Origin of the sequence: Lentisphaera marina, from assembly GCF_028745505.1 — a bacterium.
GTDB lineage: Bacteria > Verrucomicrobiota > Lentisphaeria > Lentisphaerales > Lentisphaeraceae > Lentisphaera > Lentisphaera marina.
The window spans coordinates 2,059,264-2,082,673 of the sequence record NZ_JAQZZL010000001.1; the positions used below are offsets into that span (position 1 = coordinate 2,059,264).

At 39.1% G+C, this 23,410-nt stretch carries 19 protein-coding genes; 6 read left to right on the forward strand and 13 right to left on the reverse strand.

Annotated features, from left to right (window positions below; genetic code table 11):
• Positions 1-14: 14 nt before the first annotated feature.
• Both PQO01_RS08470 and PQO01_RS08475 read left to right on the forward strand, forming a co-directional pair.
• Positions 15-215: a hypothetical protein gene (locus PQO01_RS08470; protein ID WP_274313588.1), complete on the forward strand. Its 201-nt coding sequence runs from the start codon at positions 15-17 to the stop codon at positions 213-215.
• 20 nt (positions 216-235) lie between these two features.
• A complete protein-coding gene (locus PQO01_RS08475) occupies positions 236-1,468 on the forward strand; it encodes a hypothetical protein (protein ID WP_274313589.1) in 1,233 nt (410 codons plus the stop codon).
• 5 nt (positions 1,469-1,473) lie between these two features.
• On the opposite strand, the gene trkA is transcribed toward PQO01_RS08475, so the two are convergent.
• From trkA to PQO01_RS08490, 3 genes are read right to left on the reverse strand one after another with little or no spacing between them, the layout of a single operon-like run.
• Entirely contained in the window at positions 1,474-2,847 is a 1,374-nt protein-coding gene (trkA, locus tag PQO01_RS08480) for a Trk system potassium transporter TrkA (RefSeq protein ID WP_274313590.1), read from the reverse strand.
• Positions 2,844-3,506 carry a nucleoside phosphorylase-I family protein gene (locus tag PQO01_RS08485; protein WP_274313591.1) on the reverse strand — a complete coding sequence of 221 codons (663 nt, stop codon included), beginning with the start codon at positions 3,504-3,506 and terminating at the stop codon, positions 2,844-2,846. Before PQO01_RS08485 ends, trkA begins: the two co-directional genes overlap by 4 nt.
• Positions 3,503-4,345 carry a 1,4-dihydroxy-6-naphtoate synthase gene (locus PQO01_RS08490; protein ID WP_274313592.1) on the reverse strand — a complete coding sequence of 281 codons (843 nt, stop codon included), beginning with the start codon at positions 4,343-4,345 and terminating at the stop codon, positions 3,503-3,505. Before PQO01_RS08490 ends, PQO01_RS08485 begins: the two co-directional genes overlap by 4 nt.
• A gap of 120 nt (positions 4,346-4,465) precedes the next feature.
• On the opposite strand from PQO01_RS08490, the gene PQO01_RS08495 reads away from it, so the two are divergent.
• The 3 genes from PQO01_RS08495 to PQO01_RS08505 all read left to right on the forward strand — a co-directional run bounded on the left by PQO01_RS08495 (position 4,466) and on the right by PQO01_RS08505 (position 9,443).
• A complete protein-coding gene (locus PQO01_RS08495) occupies positions 4,466-5,950 on the forward strand; it encodes an NAD(P)H-hydrate dehydratase (RefSeq protein WP_274313593.1) in 1,485 nt (494 codons plus the stop codon).
• A 123-nt stretch (positions 5,951-6,073) separates the two neighbouring features.
• The gene (locus PQO01_RS08500) at positions 6,074-7,915 is read left to right on the forward strand and encodes a chloride channel protein (protein ID WP_274313594.1); all 1,842 of its coding nucleotides are present in this window, start codon (positions 6,074-6,076) and stop codon (positions 7,913-7,915) included.
• Positions 7,902-9,443, forward strand: coding sequence for an NAD(P)/FAD-dependent oxidoreductase (locus PQO01_RS08505; RefSeq protein WP_274313595.1), 1,542 nt, complete (start codon positions 7,902-7,904; stop codon positions 9,441-9,443). Before PQO01_RS08500 ends, PQO01_RS08505 begins: the two co-directional genes overlap by 14 nt.
• On the opposite strand, the gene PQO01_RS08510 is transcribed toward PQO01_RS08505, so the two are convergent.
• From PQO01_RS08510 to PQO01_RS08545, 8 genes are all read right to left on the reverse strand, one after another.
• Positions 9,440-10,999 carry a sulfatase gene (locus PQO01_RS08510; protein WP_274313596.1) on the reverse strand — a complete coding sequence of 520 codons (1,560 nt, stop codon included), beginning with the start codon at positions 10,997-10,999 and terminating at the stop codon, positions 9,440-9,442. The genes PQO01_RS08505 and PQO01_RS08510 overlap by 4 nt on opposite strands.
• Positions 11,000-11,089: 90 nt before the next feature.
• Positions 11,090-13,465, reverse strand: a complete 2,376-nt coding sequence (locus PQO01_RS08515; RefSeq protein ID WP_274313597.1) for a DUF6288 domain-containing protein — start codon at positions 13,463-13,465, stop codon at positions 11,090-11,092.
• Between the two features lies 1 nt (position 13,466).
• On the reverse strand, positions 13,467-14,672 hold the full coding sequence (locus PQO01_RS08520) for a sialate O-acetylesterase (protein ID WP_274313598.1): 1,206 nt from the start codon (positions 14,670-14,672) through the stop codon (positions 13,467-13,469).
• A gap of 140 nt (positions 14,673-14,812) precedes the next feature.
• Complete coding sequence (locus PQO01_RS08525) at positions 14,813-15,592, reverse strand: sialate O-acetylesterase (protein ID WP_274313599.1); 780 nt, start codon at positions 15,590-15,592, stop codon at positions 14,813-14,815.
• A gap of 169 nt (positions 15,593-15,761) precedes the next feature.
• Positions 15,762-16,166, reverse strand: a complete 405-nt coding sequence (locus PQO01_RS08530) for a hypothetical protein (protein ID WP_274313600.1) — start codon at positions 16,164-16,166, stop codon at positions 15,762-15,764.
• A gap of 113 nt (positions 16,167-16,279) precedes the next feature.
• The gene (locus PQO01_RS08535) at positions 16,280-17,554 is read right to left on the reverse strand and encodes a TRAP transporter large permease (protein WP_274313601.1); all 1,275 of its coding nucleotides are present in this window, start codon (positions 17,552-17,554) and stop codon (positions 16,280-16,282) included.
• Between the two features lies 1 nt (position 17,555).
• Complete coding sequence (locus PQO01_RS08540; protein WP_274313602.1) at positions 17,556-18,074, reverse strand: TRAP transporter small permease; 519 nt, start codon at positions 18,072-18,074, stop codon at positions 17,556-17,558.
• Entirely contained in the window at positions 18,055-18,972 is a 918-nt protein-coding gene (locus PQO01_RS08545) for a TRAP transporter substrate-binding protein (protein ID WP_274313603.1), read from the reverse strand. The genes PQO01_RS08540 and PQO01_RS08545 overlap by 20 nt, the downstream gene beginning before the upstream one ends.
• Positions 18,973-19,038: 66 nt before the next feature.
• Between PQO01_RS08545 and PQO01_RS08550 the strand changes: the two genes are divergently transcribed.
• Positions 19,039-20,127 (forward strand): transposase, encoded by a 1,089-nt coding sequence (locus PQO01_RS08550; RefSeq protein ID WP_274312032.1) that lies wholly within the window; start codon positions 19,039-19,041, stop codon positions 20,125-20,127.
• A 533-nt stretch (positions 20,128-20,660) separates the two neighbouring features.
• Here the strand turns inward: PQO01_RS08550 and PQO01_RS08555 are convergent.
• Both PQO01_RS08555 and PQO01_RS08560 read right to left on the reverse strand, forming a co-directional pair.
• The gene (locus tag PQO01_RS08555) at positions 20,661-21,848 is read right to left on the reverse strand and encodes a lactonase family protein (RefSeq protein ID WP_274313604.1); all 1,188 of its coding nucleotides are present in this window, start codon (positions 21,846-21,848) and stop codon (positions 20,661-20,663) included.
• Positions 21,849-21,902: 54 nt separating this feature from the next.
• Positions 21,903-23,405, reverse strand: a complete 1,503-nt coding sequence (locus tag PQO01_RS08560) for an NRAMP family divalent metal transporter (protein ID WP_274313605.1) — start codon at positions 23,403-23,405, stop codon at positions 21,903-21,905.
• Positions 23,406-23,410: the final 5 nt, after the last annotated feature.

Sequence of the window (23,410 nt, forward strand, 5' to 3'; positions counted from 1 at the left end):
AAGGATAGAGACAAATGGCACTTAAAAAAGTGAAAGGGAAAGTTCGTTTCCCAAAAAGAGAACTCAACACATGGCTGAAAAAGAATTCAGAATGGGACGAGAGCACTTGGGAAATTTTAATCACAGATCTTACTGAACAAGGTTTTAGTGATTGGACTTCTACTCAAGAAGGAAAAGATTCAATTGGTTTATACATAGAAACCAACCGTAAATAATTGTTACTAACTTTTATTTAATGAAGTTTTTTCTTCTACTGGCAATATCCGTAATTACTTGCGGATATTGCGATGAGAAAAGCCTGTTCAGACTGGATTCTGACGCAGGCTTTTCTTTTTATGCGGACAAAGATGATGCCTACTCTAGAAAATTTCTTAAGATACTAGATTTATGCTCAAAAAATATTACCGACACAATCGGCAAAAAAAAGAACGAGCAATTCACAAGGTTTTTTCTTTACGAAGAAAAGCCTCTCAATTTGACTCATAAAAAACATCTTGTCTTTACCCATACAGATATTCGTAAGTTAGACTATATAAGTCTAATCTTCCTGGTAAACAAAGGCCTCCTAAAAGCACATTTTGAAAGTGAATCAATTCCCGACTGGATTAATGCTTCCATTCTTCATAATGCTCTACATATAAAAAATGACTTTTTACACCTACAAAACCGTTATGTTTTTACACGCTATTTAGTCGCCAAAGACTTAGAATACAAACTAACATTTCTAGAGCACATCGATGCAATTGAAACGGCCCCGTATTTAGTTAAAATGGCATATATGGAACAATCCAAAGTATTGAGCCGTATCATTTTTAGAAACAAACAACTAAAAAACCAGGTTTTCACAATCATTTCCAGAAACCAATACAATCATTCTTTTATTTATGATTCACTAAGAGAACTAGCTCGAAAAAAAAATATCGCCTTTAATTTATGGCTCCAAGATGAAGTTCAAAAAATTGTTTTTAATTCTATGTACCCCATCGGAAGTGATAAAATATTAAAGAAGCTGGATGAGTTATCTAATTTAACTGTGTCAAGAAAAAATAATTTAGGCCAATATGAGTTAGTTCAACTTCCATTAGAGGAATTAGATACTTATAAGACTCTCAATAAAAAGCACTACATAACCCTCATAGTTTTTAAGTTCGCGCACATTTATAATAAAAGTCCCTTCTACTTAAAAGCTTCATTGTTACAAATTCAGGATGCCTTAGTCAATTTCACAAAAGGCAAAAAAAGTGATTATAAAAAGAATATTCTTAAGGCTAAAAAAGACATACGCTTTGAATATGAACTCGAGAAAAAACGCCATGCTTGGTTTAAAGAAGTCGAACGTCAAAAATATAAGAGTGCTCGAATTTTCCCTGAACTACTCAATCAATTTGATGATAGTAGAAATGCTAAAGAGAAGACTTTCCCAGGGGCTTATAAATGGTATAGAGAACTAGAACAAAGAATGAAATAAAGCTTTTATAAGCCCACTATACTTTTAGGCGCAAATAAAGCTTGCGATTTTTTAAGCGCCTGTTGTTCACCCATCATAACGACTAAATCACCTACTTGGAAAACTTGATTTCCTGTAGCTGGAATAATGACATTACCACGGAAAATCATAGCAAAAACAGCACCGCGTGGGCATGCAGATTCACTAATCGTTTTTCCCACGATACGACTTTTGGGCACTACGGTCATCTCAAAGACTTCCGCAGAAATCCTATGGAGAATCGCACCGATCCGACGATTCTCACCTTGAATCAGATTAATGATTGAGTTCAAAGCTGCTGTTCTCGGACTAAAGCAACCATCAATATTATCCATACTCGAAATTATTTCGCGGTAATCGGGTTTATTAATAATTGTAATAACTTTTTTCGCCCCCTTTCGTTTAGATAAGAGGCAACTCAAGATATTATTTTCATCATTACTCATGGCTGATAGATATAAATCAGCCACATCTACCCCTGCTTCCTTGAGGATATCACCATTAGTAATATCGCCATGTAATATGTTGACTGAGCTCTCAAGTTTTTTCAGAGCTTTTTCAGCTAGACTTTCATTGCTCTCAACCAAGGTGACATTCTTACCCTGTTCATTAAGAGCCGCCACTAAATAAGTCCCCAACTCGGTAGCTCCACCGATGACGATATTATTGATGTTTTTCTCGTCCAAGCAAGACCATTCAGCTAAGGCTAAAACCGCTTCCTTTTCACCTGCTACATAAACATCGTCATAGTTATTAAATCGTTCTTTCCCTCTAGGGATAATCAACTTTCCTCGTCTCCAAATAGCACAGACACGAATTTTATCTAATAAATCAGGACGCGGGAAGGATAAAAGTTGAGTCCCCACCATTGCTGAACCTGGCGATAAATGAAAACCGCAAATCACCGCGCCATCAACGGATAGTTTCGTGATTTCTTTTAAATTAGGACCCGACAAAACATCTAAAATAGTTTGGGCACACTCTTTTTGGGGTACGACAAGGTGGTCGATACCAAAATGTTTAAGATCAAAATCTTCATCTTCACTGAAATATTCTGTATCATTAACTCGACAAATAGTTCGAATCGACGGATTAAGTGTTTTTGCCGTGTGACAAGAAAGAACATTAACTTCATTTGATTCGGTCACTGCAACCATCAAGTTAGCATCTTTAATATCTCCATCTGAAAGAACTTTTCCTGAAGCACCGTTACCATTTATCGTCATCAAATCGAATTTGTTAGACAGGTTCTTTAAAAGCTCATCGTCTAAGTCAATAACAACAACCGCATTCTTTTCAAGACAAAGAGTTTCAGCAAGTCCCGTACCAACCTCACCTGCTCCTACAATGACAACCTTCATGAACTTATCCTAAAACATTTTTTTATTAAGCCTAAATCTACTTCTTTTGATTCACAGATCAAAGCTTCTAAGCTACAGAGTCCTTCCGAAATTCTTTCTATTGCCTTAAAAGCCCCCGTTTTAAACTTTTCTTTACTCTCTTTTGAGGCTCGATCAGAAATAAATTTAAGGAAATAGAAGTCCTGATCACTCTCTTTTGCCCACTTCGCAAATAAATAAGCCTCCATATCCACTAAATCGGCACCTGATTCAGATAAGTATTGCTTAGTTCTTTGGTCCCAAACCGGCACCGCACTTGTGGCTAAATGGGGGCCTTCGTATAAATCGATTTTTGGATAACAGTTTTCGACAAATCCTTTCGTCGGCGATTCTCCTAGAGAAAAAGTGTTAAAACTAAAGCTCCCCGGTATATAGGCCTCTTCACAAAGATCTTCATTTAAGCAGCCTGCTATACCAATATTGATAAATTGACTGACTCCGTAATTTGACTTAAGTTTTTCTAGGCGACTCAAACTTAATGCCGTATCTGCTAAACCCGCACCTGTAATAAGAAGGCATAAGCCCTCATTTAATACACTAAGTTTTGCGCCCTCGAAGTCTTCCCATTCAAAGACTCTATTCCCAAGTTCAAATTCAGTAGCCAATAGCAAAGCAATCATGGCAATAAGAACTCATTTCGGGAGATGGAACGATTGAGAAGTGATGCGAACATTTTTTCTATCGCTCCTAAAGCTTTTTCACTCAGTTCTACTGATTCATTATTCACATATAAATTGATGTGTGATTCTAGAACTTCGGGAGAAATTTCTTTGGCATGATCACAAATGAAATTTAAAAATGCTTCATTCTCTTTCCAAGTCTGAGAAAAGGCCCATTCAATAGATTCTTTTAAAGCTAAATTAAATTCTCGAATAATATCATTACCTAGAGAACGTTTAGCACTAATAGCTCCCAAAGGAATGGGAAGTGAGTATTCCTGCTCCCACCAATCACCTAAATCCACTAGGCAGTTAAGACCAAAATCCTTATAGGTAAATCGACTTTCATGAATAATCAGTCCCGCATCAGCATTGCCGCGTTCAAGTGCGGGCATAATATCCGAAAATAAACATTCTTCGGCTTGAAACTCTTCCCCTAAATAAGCCTTCAACAAACTGTAGGCACTCGTATCAAATCCAGGTACTAAAATCTTGCTTTTTAATAAAGTCTTCTTATCCATTTGAGTAGACTTAGAAACTAAAATCGGCCCGCAAGCATGACCTAAGGCAGCTCCAGAATTTAAAACTAAGTACTTATCCAAAACTTTGGGAATCATCCCAAAGGACGCTTTACAAAAATCGACCTCGCCTTCACTCAATAATTTATTGAGCTCTTGGATATCTAGTATTGAAAGCTCTAATTGATATTTCTTAGAAAATTGTGAGTGATGCAACAAATGATAAAACATAAATGTATCATTCGGACAAGGTGACATTCCAAGGTGAATTTTTCTTTTCATTTCCTATCGCTTTAAATTTTTTATTAATTTAGCACAAAGTAAGAAAAATCCTTTCTCTACTAAGGAATTACTTGATCTAAGCTTTTGGGTCTTTAGATTAATAAAAAACGAGGTTAGTTTATGAAAGTCATTAGCTCCATGAGTATGCGATCCCTAGATGCCCGTACGATTGAAACTGGAAAAAGCTCCTCTTTAGAACTTATGGAACGGGCTGGCGCCAAATGCGCTGAAGAAATTGCCTCTTACTACGGTGAGCTTCCCACGAAGCATAGAAAACGCATAATCATTATTTGCGGTCCTGGCAATAATGGTGGCGATGGGTTTGTAATTGCTCGTCATTTAATGAATTCACATACAGTAAAAATCATCTGCACTCATGCTCAAGAAAGTTTAAGTGATGATGCAAAAAGCATGAGTCAATCAGTTACAGAGCTTTGTGCCTTTAACTTTGACAAAAATATCCTTGAGCTGATCAAGGAAGGCGACTTACTCGTGGACTGCCTTTTTGGTACGGGCTTAAATCGACCTTTAACGGACTATTACCAGTCTTTAGTGTCTGATATAAATGAATCAAAACTCCCCATCGTAGCTATTGATGCTCCTTCGGGTTTATTAAGTGATGGTTCGGTTCCAACCGTAGCCATTAAGGCAAGCCTAACACTAAGCATTGGTCTTCCCAAAAGTTCTTATTTCTATAATGATGGCCCCGAACATGTTTCTAACATACACAATTTAGATATTAATTTTCCTTTAGAATATATTGATGATTTGACTGAAGAAGCTCAAGCTTATTTTGCGGAAGACGCAAAAAAAGCTCTTCAAAACTACTCTTTTGATGCACATAAATACTCCCGTGGTCAATGCCTTATCTTTGCTGGATCCGAAAAATATGGCGGTGCCGCAATTATTGCCTCGGAGTGCGCCGCTTCTAGTGGTGCTGGCATGGTGGTGTTAGCCAATCTATCTTTGCGAACTTCGCACAATCCAGGTATCATTAATCTCAACCATCAATCTGATATCTTAAACTCTCCATTTTTCACTAAATCACAATCCATATTAATTGGCCCTGGCTTGGAAAATAATGATAAAAACAAAAAGCTTTTTAAGGCATTGATTAAGTCAGAGAAAGCATTAGTTATCGATGCTACAGCTATCGACTTCATTGCAGAGAATAAATCTCTCTTCCCTCGAAATGCCCCCACCATCATCACACCTCACGCCGGAGAGCTCAAACGCTTAGCTATTGCCTTGGATGTCTCAACAGATGACTTAGCTGTAAGCGCCAAAACGATCGCTCAATCACTGCAGGTTCACTTAATTTCCAAAGGACCTCAGAGTAAAGTCTTCAACTCCTCTGGAGATTTCTCTTTTAATACTAGTGGAAATTGGGCGTTAGCAACGGCTGGTAGTGGCGATGCTTTAGCAGGTATCATTGTGTCACTATGGGCTGGCAAAGATATTGATTACTACTTGCAAGCGAAATTAGCCTGCTTCATTCACGGTAAATGTGCCGAACTCTACAAGGGGGCAAAACGCTCTTTCACGGTGGATCAGTTCCCTGCTCTTATCTCTAAAGTTTTTCGATTTTTAGACCCTCTTGCTTAAGCTTATTTTCCACTTCAGCCCTATTCAAGATAGATTGAATTTGAATGAATTTTACGTTTGTTTGTGGACAGTATTTAAGTCGGCTCTATCTTGCAAAAAAATCACGCTAGTTACGGCCATTAAATGAAGCTAAAAAGATTACAGTTAAAACTTAAAAAAAACCGACCTTTAAAGTTAGTTTTATTAGCAATTACTGTCGGTGTTATGACTGGCTTAGTTGCCAGCTTATTTTTCCTGGTACTCGAGTGGACAAAAGCTATAATTTTTGATGGTGTTCTTGGAGTACAACTCGCCACTCCCCCTGGTGACCATATCATTAGTGACGATAACTTACATCACATAAAAAGCTCTGTATACGATAATATATTTTCAAATATACCTCAGGCACTTCTCATTATTTTAGTACCAGGTATCGGCTGTGGTATTGCAGCTTATTTAGTTAGACGTTTTGCACCTGATGCATCTTATGATGGTACTTCAGCTCTAGTCGATACTTTCCATAACAAACGTGCAAGAATGAAAATCTCTACTGCGATAACCAAAGGTTTTGCCTCTATTATAACACTCGCGAGTGGTGGCAGTGGTGGTAAAGAAGGACCGATTGCCCAAGTAGGTGCAGGCTTTGGTTCTTACTTTTCAGACAAGCTTGGTTTATCTGTTAAAGAACGCCGAATTCTTTTTCTTTCTGGCTGTGCTGGTGGCTTAGGAGCCATTTTTCGAGCTCCCTTAGGTGCCGCAATTACTGCTGTAGAAGTACTCTACAAAGAAGACTTCGAATCCGAAGCAATTATGCCCTGCGTTATTGCGAGTGTTACCTCATACTCTACCTTCATGCTGACTTTTGGTAGTCACACCATTTTCAACTTGGGTGAGGTCGAAAGTTTTGAAGGCTTCCTCCACATACCCTCATATATTTTACTCGCACTCATTTGCAGTCTTATAGGTGCTTTTTACGTTAAATTTTATCAGTTCACTAAAGACTTTTTTATTCAACTCAAAATACCTGTCTTTATTAAACCTGTTATCGGTGGCATGCTCACTGGTGTTCTTGCCTTGATCATGCCTTATGCTTTAGGTGACGGTTGGGGCGCTATTCAAGAGGTTATGGATGGAAATTTAACTCTAGGTTTTATTGCACTTGCAGTCATTATCAAAATTGTCGCCACTTCACTGACTATCGGATCAGGTGGCTCCGCTGGGATTTTTGGCCCCAGTTTATTTATTGGTGCTATGACTGGTGGTTGTTTAGGTTCCTTTTTACACATGCAATTTCCAGATAACCCCATGGTTCCCTCTATTACAGCTTTTGTCATGGTTGGCATGGCTGCTTTTTTTGCAGGTGTAGCGAATGCGCCTATTGCTTCGATTATCATGGTCTGTGAAATTACTGGAACCTATAACCTTTTGGCACCCCTACTTTTAACTTCGGCTTTTAGCATGTTATTCAATAGCAAAATATCCATTTTCAAACCTCAAGTCCTCAATAAATTTGAATCTCCTGCACACAAAGGTGATATGACGGTGAATATTCTCCAGGAAATTCAAGTTAGTGAAGCTGTCGATAGCTCTCAAAAAATTGAAACCGTAGAAGCTACTACTATGCTTGGGCAACTATCGCAAATCGTTCGTAGTACTGAACAGCACATCTTCCCCGTAGTAAGTAAAGGTAAACTCATTGGCATTGCCAACCTCGATAAAATTAGAACGGTAATGTTTAATCAAGACACCTATTCCATGCTAATCGTTGCAGATATCATGGAGAAGTCGGTAGTGTTAAAAAATAACATGACCTTATACGAAGCACTTGGCAAATTTTTAAATGATGGGCACCTTGAGCTTTGTGTCGTAAACGACGACAATGAAGTTATAAGTGTTTTGCGCTATCAAAATTTAATCGAAGCTTACCATAAAGGTGTCAACCTTCACAACTCTGACAAAGAAGAATCTCTACATGCCTCTATTTAATAACATATCTCTTTCTCCTGGAGCCTCCTTAGAAAACGCTTTAAAAAAGCTCGACCCTACTTACAAATCTTACCGTATTCTAAAAAAATCTTTAGATGCACGTAAAAAGAAAAAGATTATGTATATCTATAATGTCGAGACTTTCACCTCTGAAATGCCTCCACCAATTGAAAAAATTGTTTTAGACCGCTTTCCGGCTGACAAGAAACCGATGACCACTATTATTGGTGCTGGTCCTGCAGGCCTTTTTGCGGCTTTACGCTTAGTTGAGCGTGGCTTGCCTTGTCGAATTCTTGAGCGTGGTAAACCCATTCTAGAACGCATGCGAGATATATCGCGCCATTGGAAAAAAGGACAGTTAAATCCTGATTCAAACGTATGCTTTGGTGAAGGTGGTGCAGGTACTTTTTCTGATGGCAAACTCATTACACGTATCAAATCACCCCATATTGATTATGTCATGCAGCGCTTCGTCGACTTTGGTTCACCAGACGAAATTCTTTATTTAGCTAACCCACACGTGGGTTCTAATCAAATCCGTAAAGTGATTTCTCGTTTATCCGAATACCTTCAAGAAAAGGGATGTTCCATTGAGTATGATACTCGTGTCGAAGAATTTCACCTCGTCGACTCTCAGCTGCACTCGGTAACGTGTCACAATGGCAAGAAATTTGACTCAGAACATTGGATTCTCGCTAGTGGCCACTCGGCTCACGATATCTATAGAAGTTTGATCAACGTTAATATTCTCTGTGAATCAAAATCTTTTGCCATGGGTTTTAGGATTGAACATCCTCAAGAGTTCATTGCCAAAGCTCAATATGGAAAATTCTATAATCACCCGGATATGCCCACGGCAAATTACAAAATCTCCTGCCATGATAAAAAGTCTAACCTCGGGGTCTACTCCTTTTGCATGTGCCCAGGTGGTTACGTCTTAGCTTCGAGTGCACAAGCAGGCCACATGGTCGTCAATGGTATGTCGAACTATAATCACGGCTCACCTTTTGCTAATTCAGGCTTGGTGATCACCATTGATAAAGATAAGTGGCTCGGTTCAGACCCGCTAAAAGCTCTTGAATTCCAGAGCTCTATTGAAAAGAGAGCCTACCAAGTTGGACAAGATGCTGGTGCCACTATTCAAGTTCCAGTACAAACTCCAGAAGATTTCATGAATGAACGCGTGGGGAAAGTAGGGAAAAGTTCATGTCCATCAGGAATTATTGCGGCCAACCTTCGCGATATCTACCCCAAAGAACTCAATGAGGCTTATATAAAAGCACTCGAAAACTTTGAACGAAAGATTCCTGGTTTTATAACTAATAATGCCCTACTTCACGCTGTAGAAAGTCGCACATCTTCTCCCATTCGCGTACCTCGCGACAAAGAAAATCTAGAGTCACCTTCCTGTAATAACCTCTACCCCTGTGGCGAAGGCGCTGGCTATGCGGGTGGAATTACTTCAGCTGCAGTAGATGGCATTCGTTGTGCCGAAGCAATTTTCGAGAAAGCTTCAGCTCACGTTTAGTGATTTTTACGACTATGCTTTTTTATTAAAGCTGGCATCGTTTTTGCTTTTTCTGCATCATATTGTTCTGCAAAGTAGAGAGCAAACTGTTTTTTCAATGCTCTTAAAATCTCGGTGTATTCAGGGTTATTAGCAAAGTTTGTTTTTTCATTAGGATCTTTTTTGTAATCATAAAGCTCAATTTCAGCAATATCATTTTCATCAAACTTCATGAAGCTATAATAGTCTCGTGGCATCCATAATGTCAGTCTATATTGACCTGAGCGCATTGTGTAACCATGATTAGCCCAACGTAAGTATTGACTAACAGCAATATCTTTAACTTTAGCTTTTGGGTCCTCTAAAACAGGACTCAGGTCTTTACCTTCTAATTGTGTGGGAACTTCCAAGCCAGTCAACTGACAAAGGCTGGGGAATATATCGATAAACTCACTAGCTGAATCACTCACTTGTCCCTTATTAAAACCTGGCGCTGAAATAATCAGTGGCGCACGAGTGGCTTGCTCAAAGTTTGAATGCTTACACCACAAACCATGATCACCTAAATGCCAACCATGATCACCCCAAAGCACGACAACCGTATTTTTATCTAAACCCGATTTCTTGAGTTCTTCCATAACACGCCCTACTTGAGCATCTACATAGCTAACACAAGCATAATAAGCGTGAATCAAATGACGTTGACGTTTTTGATCCACTTCTTTACCGATCAGGTAGCCATCATAAGCCGCGAGCTCACCAAAAGTATGATAAGCATATTTTGGTCTTTGTTTATCTTGTTCTTGGTATTCCGCCAAAGAAAGCTTTTGTGGATCATACATATCCCAATATTTCTTGGGAGCATTAAAAGGTAAGTGAGGCTTATTAAAGCCCAGGACCATAAAGAATTTCTCTTTTGATTCCGCCAATTCATTTAAACGGTTTATCCCCGCATTAGCCACGGCTCCATCTCTGTAGGCATCATCAGGTAAATCGTAGGCCTCCGACACTAAGTAAGCACCTTTGTTTTTCATCTCTTTCATGAGCAAACTAGATTTAAGACGCTTTTGAGTTTTGTTCAATTTAGCAAAAACAGCATGTGCCTTAGGGTTTTGAAACTTTTCCAATACAGGCTTGGGGAAGTTTTTATTATAGGGTAAATCGCCCCCTAATTCACTCCAAGAAAGCTCCTTGTCATCATCTTTAGCCCCGTGGATTAACTTACCATAACCGATACTCAAATAACCATTATCTTTAAAGTACTGAGGCATTGTTAATATATTGGGATTAATGTCTCGCATATGTGTATGCAAATCTAGTATTCCCGTTGTGTCGGGACGTAAACCAGTAAACATAGAAACTCTTGATGGCGCGCATACAGCTTGTTGGCAATAATTCGCTCTAAACAGAGTTCCACTATCGGCAAGAGCATCAATATTTGGACTCACCGCAAACTCATCGCCATAACAAGCTAAATTGGGTTTCAGGTCATCTACGGTAATGATTAAAACATTTTTACTTTCAGCAAAAACGCTAAGGCTTGTAAGAGCAAATAAGAAAAATTTAGAAAATGACATGGTGACCTTAAGTTTATAATAGTTATCTAAGAATAACTATATCACTTAAGGGGGAATAGTTGACAAGCTGAAACAATATTCCTAAAACAATTAAATATGCTTAAGAGTTGGATTATTAGTTGATTTTTCAATTCTTTTAATTAACTCTTTTATATCCTGCGCTTTCTGCAAGCTAAGGTTTTTTGGAAACCCCTCTTCTTCATTTTCGAAGTAGTTTATTATTTCTTTTAATTTTGGAATATGTTTTTGTGCATGAACTCCATAATATTCTACAAAGCCTATGAGTTCCTTAATGCGCTTTTGACTGCCGTGTTTCTTTTGATTTTTTATATAGTCTACTGCCAAGACTAAACCAATTTCAATTTTGTGATTCACTAAAAGTTTTATCCCTGCGGTTTGAATGCCATCGGCAAACATAATTCCACTAGGCGCCGGTGTTTCTATAGCTTCGATTATGGCTGGAAATATGGGTCGCAATTCCTCAAACTCTAAATTCTCATATACCGTACTCACGTTTGCACGAGCTCGGCCATCATCATTTTTTAAGCCTATTTGCACAGCTTTCAAGAGTGCTTTTTTATCAACTCCACTTAGGGATTTCCCCAATAAGCCCGTGCGCTTGTTAAATAAAGCGAAACAGAGGTAACGCTGCAACATTCCTCTAGGATCTTCAGGAGATGTTTCGGCAAACATTTCCAGCATACGTGGTACAGCTTTGATTGCAGGCTTACCAATGGCCGCTAAAGCATCTCCTGCCTTAATTCGCAGCCATAGGTCATCGTGATCTAAAAGTTCTGTCAATTGCGGAACAGCAGGACTCGCTTTACCTCTTAATTGAATCATCAGTTCACAAGCTCCTAAAGCTGTGTATACATCATTAGATTTTAGCATATCGAAATATGGATCAAGGTCAATAATATTTCGTTTTGACAGTTCACTTGCTGCACGAATCCTCATAGTTGGTGACCAGGATCTCAGGGCATAAACCAAGGCCTTCTCACTTCTCTGATTCAGATAAGTATCTTTTTGTTTTTGAGACCATCCCCGTCCCAATGATACAATAGCTTCTGCTTCAGTACTACCCATCTGAGTTATGGTTCCCGACTCTTTACCTGTTAAATAAATGTGTCGCAGGTTTTGTGCATAAGCTAGGGCCATAACACCTGTTGTGTCCCAGTTTCTATAGGCATCCTTTTGATCTTTTGGAGCCCCCTGATGGACAAAGCTGCCGTCCCAGCGACGAGCCAAGTCATAATACCAAGAATACTCTCTCATCCAAGAACCACTTGCCTGCGGACCAGAAAGAGCAACACCCGGCATAGCCCATTGAATATTAAAAAAATTCCCCGTATGTCCAGTCTCTCTTTCATCCGAATGACTTGCAACACTCATCTTCGAAAAATATTCAGTCGCTTCTTGTTCTCCTAAAAGATTAAACAGAACAGCTGCCATACCATTTTTTCCATTATCGTCGTGAGTTTGTATCCATGGGTGGTGATCACCATAAGGTATAGCTCCTTTACCTACGTAAAACCTTAGGAGCTTACAACTTTTTTCAATAGCTTTATCGACTCTGGAATCATTTATTCCTGCTTTTCTAGCTAAAACCAAAGAGATTGTCAAAGGTACACCCGGAGCATTCATCATCCCGTATCCACGAAGACGATTATTTTCATCTACAAAACGATGTCCCCATGAGCCAACGGGACTTTGACCATCGACAATTTCCATCACAATTCTATTTAGATCTTTTAGGTAGCGTGTATCACCAGTGGCAATGGTGTATTCGGAAATAAGACTGCATACTGGCCCATAGTACCAGGAATAATAACTATCGCTGCGAATCCCTTGATATTTTGCGGCCTCCGCAACTTCTTTTTTCACCAGGGATAAATACTTTTTCTCCTTGCTTGCCAATAAAGCTAAAGCATTTGATGAACGCACGATCCAGTTACTGCGTCTTTTATTCTTTTTTAGGTCATCGGCTATGACCTCGCAGGCCTGCTTGAAAATGGCTGCAGATTTGGAGCAATTAAAGGGAGCGGTTTCGGCGTATTCACCTATTGGATCGAGTTGCAGGTTTATACTTAGGTTTTGTCCATTACGCCAAGTTAATAGACTGAGTATCCCCTTGTTGGCTTCCTCGGCACCGATAGCCCGACCTAAGGCTCTTCTTGGATCATCATTAAATTTTTCTTTGCCAATGCCAATAATGACATCACCAACTTTGAGTTTCCTGTATGCTGGAGACGATTTATCAACTGTGGTAATATAAATCTGCCGAGCCTCCGAAGTTGAATATTTATCGCTATAAATCCACCCTCTTGCCCCAGTGGGTCCTAAATTCCAATCTTTAATTCCTTGGGCAGGTATACCCTCCCCTTTGGTTAAACCAGGTGCCTTGGCAAAAGCGCCATAAGAAAATATTAGGGTAAAGAGTAGAAGTTTTACATTCAAGAATTTCATTTTATTTACCCTTTTGAATTTTATATAATTGATGAGCAAAGGCTTCGCCTATTTGAGCAATGGTTTTAGCGCATCCAAGATAATGGTAGCCCGCATTTGATGCACCTCTGGCAAAGAGTTCTTCCTCTTCTTTTGAGATATGCTCAGCTCGAAATTTCTCGAGATACTTCTTTTGCTCTTTTGCATTCATGTTCCCATCTTTATTAGCGTGGTTCTTGTGTTTAGTACGTAGATAGTATCCCATCTGACGGACATCGTCGCGTTTCCTATCTATCGCTCCAAGTTTTTCATCCCAGTAAAGAGCCGTTTCTACATAAGTCACATTTCCCTTAAATTCAGGTTTGAGACTTGGTGCAATCATGGCATCACGAAAGTCTTTCTGCTTGGGGTTATTCATTCCTCCTACACCCATGACGCCAATACAAACAGGTAGCTTTGGAGCCTTTAAATCTTTACGAAGATCTTTAATTAAAAGGCTTAAATTCTCACTATAGGAAGCGAAACGATTCCCTTTTTGCCCATTTTTTAAATAGGGATAGACATCGCGACTGACCATGTCATTCCAGCCTTGAAACCACACAAAACCGGCGAGTTCATAGCCCTGTGTGGATTTATACCTGGGATAAACACGTCTAATATCTTTAAGTACCGTATTAATATGATCAATCATCAGCCGGTAATAATGGCCGGCATCTTTTTTCAGCTGCGCTTTTTGTTCACTTGTGACGTAACGTTTCCTTTTAATATCCATCTCGTTGGGAACATAAGGTCCTGCACTTGGTGGACGAAAATCTTTAAATAAAGACTTGCCGCCCCAGGCCGTTTTAATGATCAAAATCGGCTCATCAAAAAGCTCATTCGCAATTATACCAAACGTGAATTCAGGGCCAATTTTCTCATCGCTTTTTGTAGGATTTCTTCTAGCACCAAAGCCAGCCGTTAATTTTCCGTGTGACTCAGCATCAGCTCCTTGGTTTCCCGTCAGGTAAGAAATATAAACATCATCACAAACCTTAATTTTGCCTGATCTTTCGTGCATGGCTTTGTAAAGTTTGATTGTTTTGGGATCTTCCTTCATGTAATCCAAAACAGATGTTTTGGCATGCCCCTGCATATTGGACTGCCCCGCAAGAATAAAAACTTTCAAAGGTTTAGCCTCTAATATTAAGGCGAATAAGCATGTTAAAGCAACATAAAATATTTTCATATAATTACCTCTAATTGACAATGATACACTTAACGTTTAAAAATCGAAATTATTTATAAGACTTTAACCAATTAGTTTAAGTATATCGTCAAACATCTTTTTTGAGTAAAGCTTTATAAAATGATTGATCTTGAACGGCTTTACTTATTTTCTGTTGACGTAATTTTTGCCAGCTTATCGGCGTAGCGACGTCCTAATTCGATTTGGCTTCGATGGTCGAAATGCCAAGCATCAAAATTTGTTAAGCCATCGCTTCTTACACAGCCACTAAAAGGGATTTCGTGAACTTGCTGAGGAATCATTTTGTTAAAGGCTTTAAAATCCTCACGCCACTGACCGATTTGGCCAAAGACAAAAGGAAGCTCCGCTTTATTAAATTCTTCGCGTAAGCGAGCCACATGTTCTTTGAGAAGCTTGGGATAATCCGCCACGTTCTTGCTGTTAGCTTCCCCCTGATGCCACAAGATCCCCTTGAGTTCACCGCCTTGAGCTAGTGCGGCATGAGTTTGCTTTACAGCCTCATTGTATAGATCATAGCGTTTAAATTTATCAGGATGCCATTCTTCAATTTTACTACCTCCACGAGCCCAACAAATGATGCCCACTTTTACACCTGGGTTTTCCTTTTGAAAAGCCTTTATAAAAGAAGGACCACAATTCATGCCTTGAACAGCTTTAGTCTTTATGTGCTTTGAATGGCGATTAAAAGGAGCTTTCGCAGGCTCCCAGCTCTCTCCATTCCATAATTGAGCCCTGGGAATAACTTGATCATCCCCAGGTATTAACTTGGCACGCCCCACTATATTCGACTGGCCAATAAGTAAAAAGACGTGTTTCACTTCAGCTTTATCATCATCTTTTGTGGATAGACAGGAACAGAACATGATGACAATTAAAAGTAGGCAAATATGTTTTATCATTGCTATTACCTAATGTAAATATTTATTTAAATTACTTTAAATGACAAGAAAGAAATATTTAAATAGAATCATTATCACTTTTTATATAAGTCCGATTACTTATTTAACTTATTTTTTTCTATGCTGACTTCTGACTATTTTTCCTTAGACTGAACTTCATCTTACTGATTCAATGTTTTTTCAAGGTGTAAACTGAGCGATAATCCAATCGCTTTGACTTGTCTTTAAAACATTTGAATACTTCGGCGACTAGGACTCCTTTATCAAATCTTAAAGTGATATATGAGTCTACAAAATCTTTATCCCAATAAGCAAAAGCATACTTAGCTGATTTGTCAGTTATTGAATCACCTAGAAGTTTCAATTCCGTCTTACCCCAATCACAATCTCTTGGATGGCATTTACCCCAAGCCTGTACATGCCAAGCCCCCTTGTCCTGAGAAATGATCAGTCGTGTAATTCCCCTTGTGGGATTACTATTTTTCCATTCACCAAGAAAATTATTGGACTGAGCCTGGGCTATGCACATAAATGAGAACAATAAGATGACAAGTTGTGTGAATTTCCTACTCAAATTTGATTCCTTTCATTTTATATTAATATTTTAAATTGTAGAATTACCTTCACAATTATGGGTTTATTCATGGAGGCAGAAATAGATTTTTTTCAAAAAATACAGGGGTATAATCATTTAAAAAGACTTGGTAACCATAGGGAAATTTGTGGTATATAGGCGACCAACAATAGAACAATCAAGTTACAGGCTAAGTAAGGAAACAAAGCCTTGATCACTTTTTTGAGGGGTGTTTCTGCAATTTCTGAGGCCACAAAGAGACATACTCCTACGGGTGGAGTTGTCAAACCAATCATCAAGTTTAAGACCGCCATTACGCCAAAATGTACAGGATCCATTCCTACGCCCTCTGCTACTTTTAAAAGCGACGGGAAAAGAATAATAAGTGCCGCAATCGTTTCCATGAAACTTCCCACAAAAAGTAAAAGTATATTGATAAATAGAATCACTAATACCGGGTTTTCGGTGATCGATAAAATCCCATTTGCAAGCATTTGAGGGATGTTTTCACTAGCGAGAATCCATGCAAACACATTAGCCATACCCACTAAAGTCATGAGTGCGGCAGTACCAAGAATAGTATCTAATAAAATGGCCGGAATATTTTTAAAACTAAGTGTTTTATAGACAAATAAACCAATGAACAAGGCATAAATAGAGGCCACAATCGAAGCTTCTGTTGGTGTGAAAATCCCACCAATTATACCATAGAGAATTATAACAACGAGTAATAAGGCCCAAATCGCGCTTTTACCCTCAAGAAAAAGGCGTTTCACAGAGAACTTCTCTCCCTTAGGGTAATTCTTTACGATTGAAATTATGTAAGTCGTTGCGAGCATCGCAAGGCCCAAAAGTAAGCCTGGAATAGCTCCTGCTAAAAACATTTTCCCTACTGAAATACTCGTCAATGAACCAACGATAATCATCGGGACAGATGGTGGTATGATGGGTCCCACTGTCGATGATGATGCTGTCACTGCAGCAGCAAAAGGCTTGTCGTAACCGCGCTTAGCCATGCCAGGTATCATTACGGCTCCAATACTTGTTGTATCGGCAATAGCAGTCCCTGAAATACCGCCAAAGATCATTGATCCACCCACATTAGCTAGACCTAGCCCACCACGTATATGCCCAAAAAGTGCATCACTAAATTTTATTATTTTATTAGTTATATCACCGGCATTCATCAGGTTGCCAGCGAGAATAAAGCCTGGTATACAAAGAAGTACAAAAGAGTCCATTCCAGCAAAAAACCTTTGGGGTAGTATCGTCAAAGGAATGTCTGCTAAAATGAGGTAAGTCATTGTTGAAATCCCCAAGGAGAAAGCAATTGGGAAGCCGACAAAAAGCAATACAACAAAAATCCCGAGTAATAAGGCAATTTCCATTTTAAGCCTCCTCTTTTATCATAAGTGATAAACTATCTCTCAAAATTAATAAGACCGTACATATCGCAACTAGGCCAAAGAAAATAACTGTGGACGAAAAGATCAAACTCATATTCACTCCCATGGCAGGAGAAGTTTGTCTATTCCCTACTTGTGTGTACTTCCATGCAAAAGGGATAATGATGATACTGAAACTCGTCAATAAAAAATTAAAGATTAAGTTACAAATCAAGCTACCTTTTTTAGATAAGCGGTGATGAAAGAGTTCGAGGTTGACGTGTCGCCCTTTAATGATCACCGTAGCTGATGCAAAGACAATAGAAAAGATAAAAAGAAAGCGCGATAACTCTTCAGTCCATACTGGAGCTTTGGGTAAGGCATAGCGCGCAATAACCTGAAAGAGCACAACCCCAATAATACCCACAAGACATATAACTGCGGCAGAATTAAAGATCACTTGGAGGTACTTTAAAATTGCCTCGATTATTATCTTTAAATTCTCAGTTTTTGATTTTTTCAAGAAGTGCCTTTTGATCAGGAGTTAAGTTTTTCATGACTGCAACTTTTGCTTTGCTTGCAAAGGCTTTTTGGTCCGCTTCGACCATGACCATTCCAGCTTTAGTCAATTTATCTTTGAGTTGTGCCTCTTCCGCAAGAAAGAGTTCATTTTCATAAGCCTGCATATCAATTGCCGCTTGCTTTACAATTGCCTGTAAGTCTGCCGGAAGACTATTGAGTTTGTCCTCACCAATGACGACATAAATCCAACTGCGCACGTGAGCCGTTAAATTTATATTTTTTTGGACTTCACTAAAACTTGCACTATCAATAAGGCTCAGTGGGTTTTCTTGTGCTTCAATTGTGTTCTGCTGTAAGGAAGTGAACACCTCACTAAAAGCCATGGGTGTGGGTTTTGCTCCAAGTTCTTCCCATACCTTTACAAAGATTGGAACATTAGGCACACGAAGTTTAATGCCTTTTAAATCTTCAGGAGTCTTGATTGGACGATTGCTCGTTAAATAACGAGGCCCACGCTCAAACCATCCTAAGGGAACAAGACCAGTTTTAGCCGTAATTTCTTGGCTAATTTCTTGCCCCACGACTCCGCCTGCGGCAGCGCGCATTTGCTCAGAACTTTCAAAGGCATATGGTACCGCCATCAGAGCTGCTTTAGGAGCCCAGTTTTGTAAACTCTCACCCGTAATGGTCATGTCTGCTGTCCCGAGTTGGATACTGTTAATCACATCCATTTCTTTCCCTAGTTGAGAATTCGGGTAAACTTTGACCTGAACTTTGCCTTGCGACCTTTCTTCAACGAGTTCTTTAAATTTTAAAGCTGCCTTATGCCAAGTATTATCCTCACTACTCAAGTGGCCAAATTTTAATGTGTAGTTATCCGAGCCTTTTGCAAAAGTCATAAAACAAGCTGAATAAAAGTAGAAACATGTTATCTCAATAGTTACCAAAACAAAAAGAGAAAAAACATGAATCTACCCGGCTTATGGGATACCATAGAAAAGTATTTATTTCCAGGCTTAGAAGAACTTTTAGGCGGAGAATTAACTAAGAAAGAGAAAGAGTTTGTTCGCATCTGCACAATAACTGAGCTTGATCAGTTCAGCCATGAATTTGAATGGTGTGGATTTGGGCGACCTCCGAAAGATCATTTTAATATAGTGAAAGCTTACATAGCCAAATCCGTTTATAACTTCGATACAACAAGATCTTTTATAGACTTTCTCAAATCAAGTACAAAGATACGTCGTTTATGTGGTTGGGAATTTGCAAAACAGCTTCCTCATGAAAGTACTTTTTCTAGAGTATTTGCAGAAATCACCGCCTCTCAGCTCTGCCAAAGAATCCATGAATTCTTAGTGGTAAAACATTGTGGAGACACCTTAGTACCGCACATTAGTAGAGATTCTTCAGCAATTGAAGCTAGAGAAAAAGTCATGTCTGAACCAGGGGCTGAGCCTAAAGCCCCTAAGAAACGAGGGCGGCCTAAAAAAGGTGAGATCCGAATTAAAGAAAAAACCGTAGTGGAAAAGCAGGTCGACCGGTCACTTGAAGAAAACTTAAAAGAGCTCCCAACGCACTGTAATAAAGGGACAAAGAAAAACAGTAATGGTTATAAAGTTTCATGGAAAGGCTACAAGCTTCACTTAGATTGTATTGATGGAGATATACCAGTCGCAGGCCTATTGAGTTCAGCGTCTTTACACGACAGCCAAGCGGCAATCCCTTTAGCACAGATTAGCGCACAACGCATAACTAATTTATATGATTTAATGGATGCAGCCTATGATTCACCTTCTATCCATAAATTCAGCCATCTTTTAGGACATAAATCTATTATTGATCACAATCCTAGAAAAACTGGGGAGAAAAAGATTTTTGACCCGCCTGAAAAAGAACGGTACAAACAGCGGTCATCTGTTGAAAGAGTCTTTTCGAACTTAAAAGACAACTATGGTGGTAGGATGATCAGAGTACGAGGACATGCAAAAGTCATGACTCATCTAATGTTTGGCATTATTGCAATAACAGCAAACCAACTCTTCAAGACTATTTAGCAACTAACATAAAACTATACGTCATGATCAACTTGCGTCCATTTTTGGCTTGTTTATACTCACATGTATCCAATTTCGAGATACATGTGAGCGAGATCTTAAGATTTATCCTGGATGAACTTTTTAATCACTCTAATTCAGGACTTTTGCAAAAGGATCATCCTTTTTTGCTTTTCCTGAGTCACAGGAACTAAAAATTAAACTCGCAACCACGAGTAAGCTTATGCTTTTGAACTTCATTTGAACTCCTAATAATAAATTGATTATCTGTCTTCAGATAATAATTGTCATGAGTTTTTGGGATATGACTCATTTCTTATATTTTTTTAGGATTTGTACAAACTTATGTTCATCTTATATGCTTTTAATGAAAACAAATGCTAGCTAAGCCTCCTTTGAAACTATCGTAGCTGCAATGCTTCAAAACTAGTCTGAGGATTCTATTATAAATATTTTGAGGATTAGACAAGATCTATAATTGGTGGATTTAGAGCAACTTATACTGGATGACTAAATTATAAGGGATGAGTTATTTAGCGCTTAAAGGTCATACTCACGGGGACTTTACAAGGGATTTCAAAGCCTGTAAAGTGAAGTTTACCACTTTCTGGACTTATGGTGTATTGGCGAATAGTATCGCCTTTTTGGTTCATGACATAAAGCCATGTGCCACTTGGGTCAATCATAAAGGTACGAGGAAACTTGATTCCTTCAGTGGTATAATCGATAAGTTTGAGCTTCTTATCCTTTCCAATACGGTAAGTTACTATGCTATCGGCAAGTGGATGATCTTCAAATTTACGATTTGAGCCATAGAGAAATTTCCCCGATGGGTGAACAATAATCTCCGCCGTACTTTTTTCACTAGGGAAGTCCTGTGGAACTGTAGTCACTGTTTGAAGCTCCTTACCGATTTTGCCTGTTGTGCTATCAAAGTCAAGAACAGTAATGGTGGCATTTAGTTCGTTGATCACATAAATAACACTACCATCCGGGTGCACATAAAGATGACGTGGACCAGATCCTGCAATAAGCTTAGTCGAACTGATTTCTTTGAGTTGATCTCCCTGGATTTGGAAAACTTTGATCATATCATTTCCTAAATCGGCACCAAGTAACCATTTCTCGCATGGAGAGAAGTGTACTGCGTGAGGGTGAGGGATTTTTTGACGATGATGAGGACCAGTTCCGCTTTGACTAAGAACCGAAGATGCATCCATCAGGCGACCATTACCCTCAATGGGAAGTATTTCGTAAGTCCCACCCATATATGTCGCTACTGCTAAAAAGTTCCCCTTGGGGCTTACGGCAATTTGAGCAGGAATAATCGCCGTAGCTACACGATTAAGGAAAGTGAGTTTTCCGGTTTTATCATTGATTTTCCAAGCTTCAATTGATCCAAAGCCCTTCTTTTTACCTTGGTAATCATTGATTTCATTGAGTACATAGAGGTGATTTTGATTTGGGTGTACCACCACAAATGCAGGATTTTCACTCTTGACCGTCTGGATAAGTTTGAGATCACCCACTCCCGGATTAACAGAATAAACGGAAATACCTGTAGGTGGCTTGGTATCTGCAGCGCTTGACCAACCTCCAGGCGCACCACGTGTATATGAACCAACATAAGCAAAACGAGCTTCGGAATCATTAGCAAAAATTAATTGCATAGGAAAAAGGAATGTTAAGATCGAGATGAAAAGGAAAATTTTTTGAGGCATAATTGAACTCCAGTAATATTTTGTGCTATAAGCTCGGTTATTTAGTTTTTTGTATTACGAAAATAATTTTGAATATGCAGTCCAAAAACCCGTGACAAACATACCTACGACGGATAACCATAAGAAGACATCCCATAACTTGCTTGGTTTAAGTTCATCCATAGTTTTTTTATAACGAAAATGAAGTGCCGCATAGCCAACCATGGGTAACATCAATGAATGTGCGATTCCCGACCACAAAACCATCGATATTGGCGAGGTAAAGAAAAGGTACAAACTCAGGGCTCCTAATGGCCAAAGACCACTCATAATTCTAGACCAACGCATACGCGATGCTTCATCATTAGCAATCAGACCAAAGAGTCCCAAGCCGTCAGCTAATACACGAGCTGATCCTGCCGCAGCTACAAAGAATGTTGAGTAAAGAACTGAGATTGCTCCGATAACAAAAACTAATTGCGCACTTTCACCAAAGACAGGCACATACATTTCCCCTAAAGTTGCGACTAAATCTCCATTTTCAGGAAGCAGTCCCACTCGGTGTAAAATCGTGGCTCCCATGAGATAAAAAGCTAAAGTAGAAAAGGTGTAAACTATCATCGAGGCCCAGGCATCCATCTTCATGACTTTAATCCACCCTTGAGCACGAGCAATCCATTCTGGACTATCATCTCGCTTACCAGTAAACTTGGCATATCCTTTTTCCAAACACCAATAAGGATACATAATTAACTCAGATGCCCCGACTCCAATTAAACCAAAAGCTGAAAAGGCTATGGCGAGTGAAGTCATATTAAGTTCACCACCTTCCGAAAAACTAAAGCTTAAGCCACTAGCAATATCACTTAAACTAATGGCCCATTTAGGATCCGATTGCAACATCACTAAATTCACAAAAGTCACGATAGTAAATCCAAAGACCATGATGGTTGAAAACCATTGTATGAGACTAAAACGACCTAGATAAAGAATGATTGAGGTCATGATTGCAATGATAATAGCATAGACTTTTACATCAACTGGACGTTTCGCCGTGACTTGTGGTTCGTCTTTAAGTTCTTGATCTTCTGCTTTTACTGCTTGATTGACCTTGAAGCGGATTTTTTCGCTAACTTGTTTATTGTAAAGTTTGGCATCCTCAGTTACGGGGACTACCATGGTTAAAGCTTGACCAATACCACCCAGTATCCCACCCTGTTGAGTCGAGATGAACATCATCATTATTAACCAATACCAAAGGATCCATTTTACTTTGAATCGAGGACCGGGAATTGAGTCGAGAGCTTTGAGAGGCGTTTTTGACCAAATCATTGTATGCCGGCCAAACTCTACTTGAGTAAAAACTTTTATTACACAACCCAGGATGATCAACCACATTAAGATGAAGCCTGCTTTGGCTCCCACTAAGGTTGTGGCTATAAGTTCTCCTGAACCAACAATTGACCCCGCAATGATAATACCTGGTCCAAGATGTTTGACCTTGCCAAGGAAAGTCTGTGGGGGATTCTGAACTTCATCTTTTTCTGATTTAACTGGATTTAAGTCATTTTCGTTCACAATTC

Coding starts and splice junctions, on each gene's coding strand:
- PQO01_RS08470 (WP_274313588.1), top strand. CDS start 15: ATGGCACTTAAAAAAGTGAAAGGGAAAGTTCGTTTCCCAAAAAGAGAA.
- PQO01_RS08475 (WP_274313589.1), top strand. CDS start 236: ATGAAGTTTTTTCTTCTACTGGCAATATCCGTAATTACTTGCGGATAT.
- trkA (WP_274313590.1), bottom strand. CDS start 2,847: ATGAAGGTTGTCATTGTAGGAGCAGGTGAGGTTGGTACGGGACTTGCT.
- PQO01_RS08485 (WP_274313591.1), bottom strand. CDS start 3,506: ATGATTGCTTTGCTATTGGCTACTGAATTTGAACTTGGGAATAGAGTC.
- PQO01_RS08490 (WP_274313592.1), bottom strand. CDS start 4,345: ATGAAAAGAAAAATTCACCTTGGAATGTCACCTTGTCCGAATGATACA.
- PQO01_RS08495 (WP_274313593.1), top strand. CDS start 4,466: ATGAAAGTCATTAGCTCCATGAGTATGCGATCCCTAGATGCCCGTACG.
- PQO01_RS08500 (WP_274313594.1), top strand. CDS start 6,074: ATGAAGCTAAAAAGATTACAGTTAAAACTTAAAAAAAACCGACCTTTA.
- PQO01_RS08505 (WP_274313595.1), top strand. CDS start 7,902: ATGCCTCTATTTAATAACATATCTCTTTCTCCTGGAGCCTCCTTAGAA.
- PQO01_RS08510 (WP_274313596.1), bottom strand. CDS start 10,999: ATGTCATTTTCTAAATTTTTCTTATTTGCTCTTACAAGCCTTAGCGTT.
- PQO01_RS08515 (WP_274313597.1), bottom strand. CDS start 13,465: ATGAAATTCTTGAATGTAAAACTTCTACTCTTTACCCTAATATTTTCT.
- PQO01_RS08520 (WP_274313598.1), bottom strand. CDS start 14,672: ATGAAAATATTTTATGTTGCTTTAACATGCTTATTCGCCTTAATATTA.
- PQO01_RS08525 (WP_274313599.1), bottom strand. CDS start 15,592: ATGATAAAACATATTTGCCTACTTTTAATTGTCATCATGTTCTGTTCC.
- PQO01_RS08535 (WP_274313601.1), bottom strand. CDS start 17,554: ATGGAAATTGCCTTATTACTCGGGATTTTTGTTGTATTGCTTTTTGTC.
- PQO01_RS08545 (WP_274313603.1), bottom strand. CDS start 18,972: ATGACTTTTGCAAAAGGCTCGGATAACTACACATTAAAATTTGGCCAC.
- PQO01_RS08550 (WP_274312032.1), top strand. CDS start 19,039: ATGAATCTACCCGGCTTATGGGATACCATAGAAAAGTATTTATTTCCA.
- PQO01_RS08555 (WP_274313604.1), bottom strand. CDS start 21,848: ATGCCTCAAAAAATTTTCCTTTTCATCTCGATCTTAACATTCCTTTTT.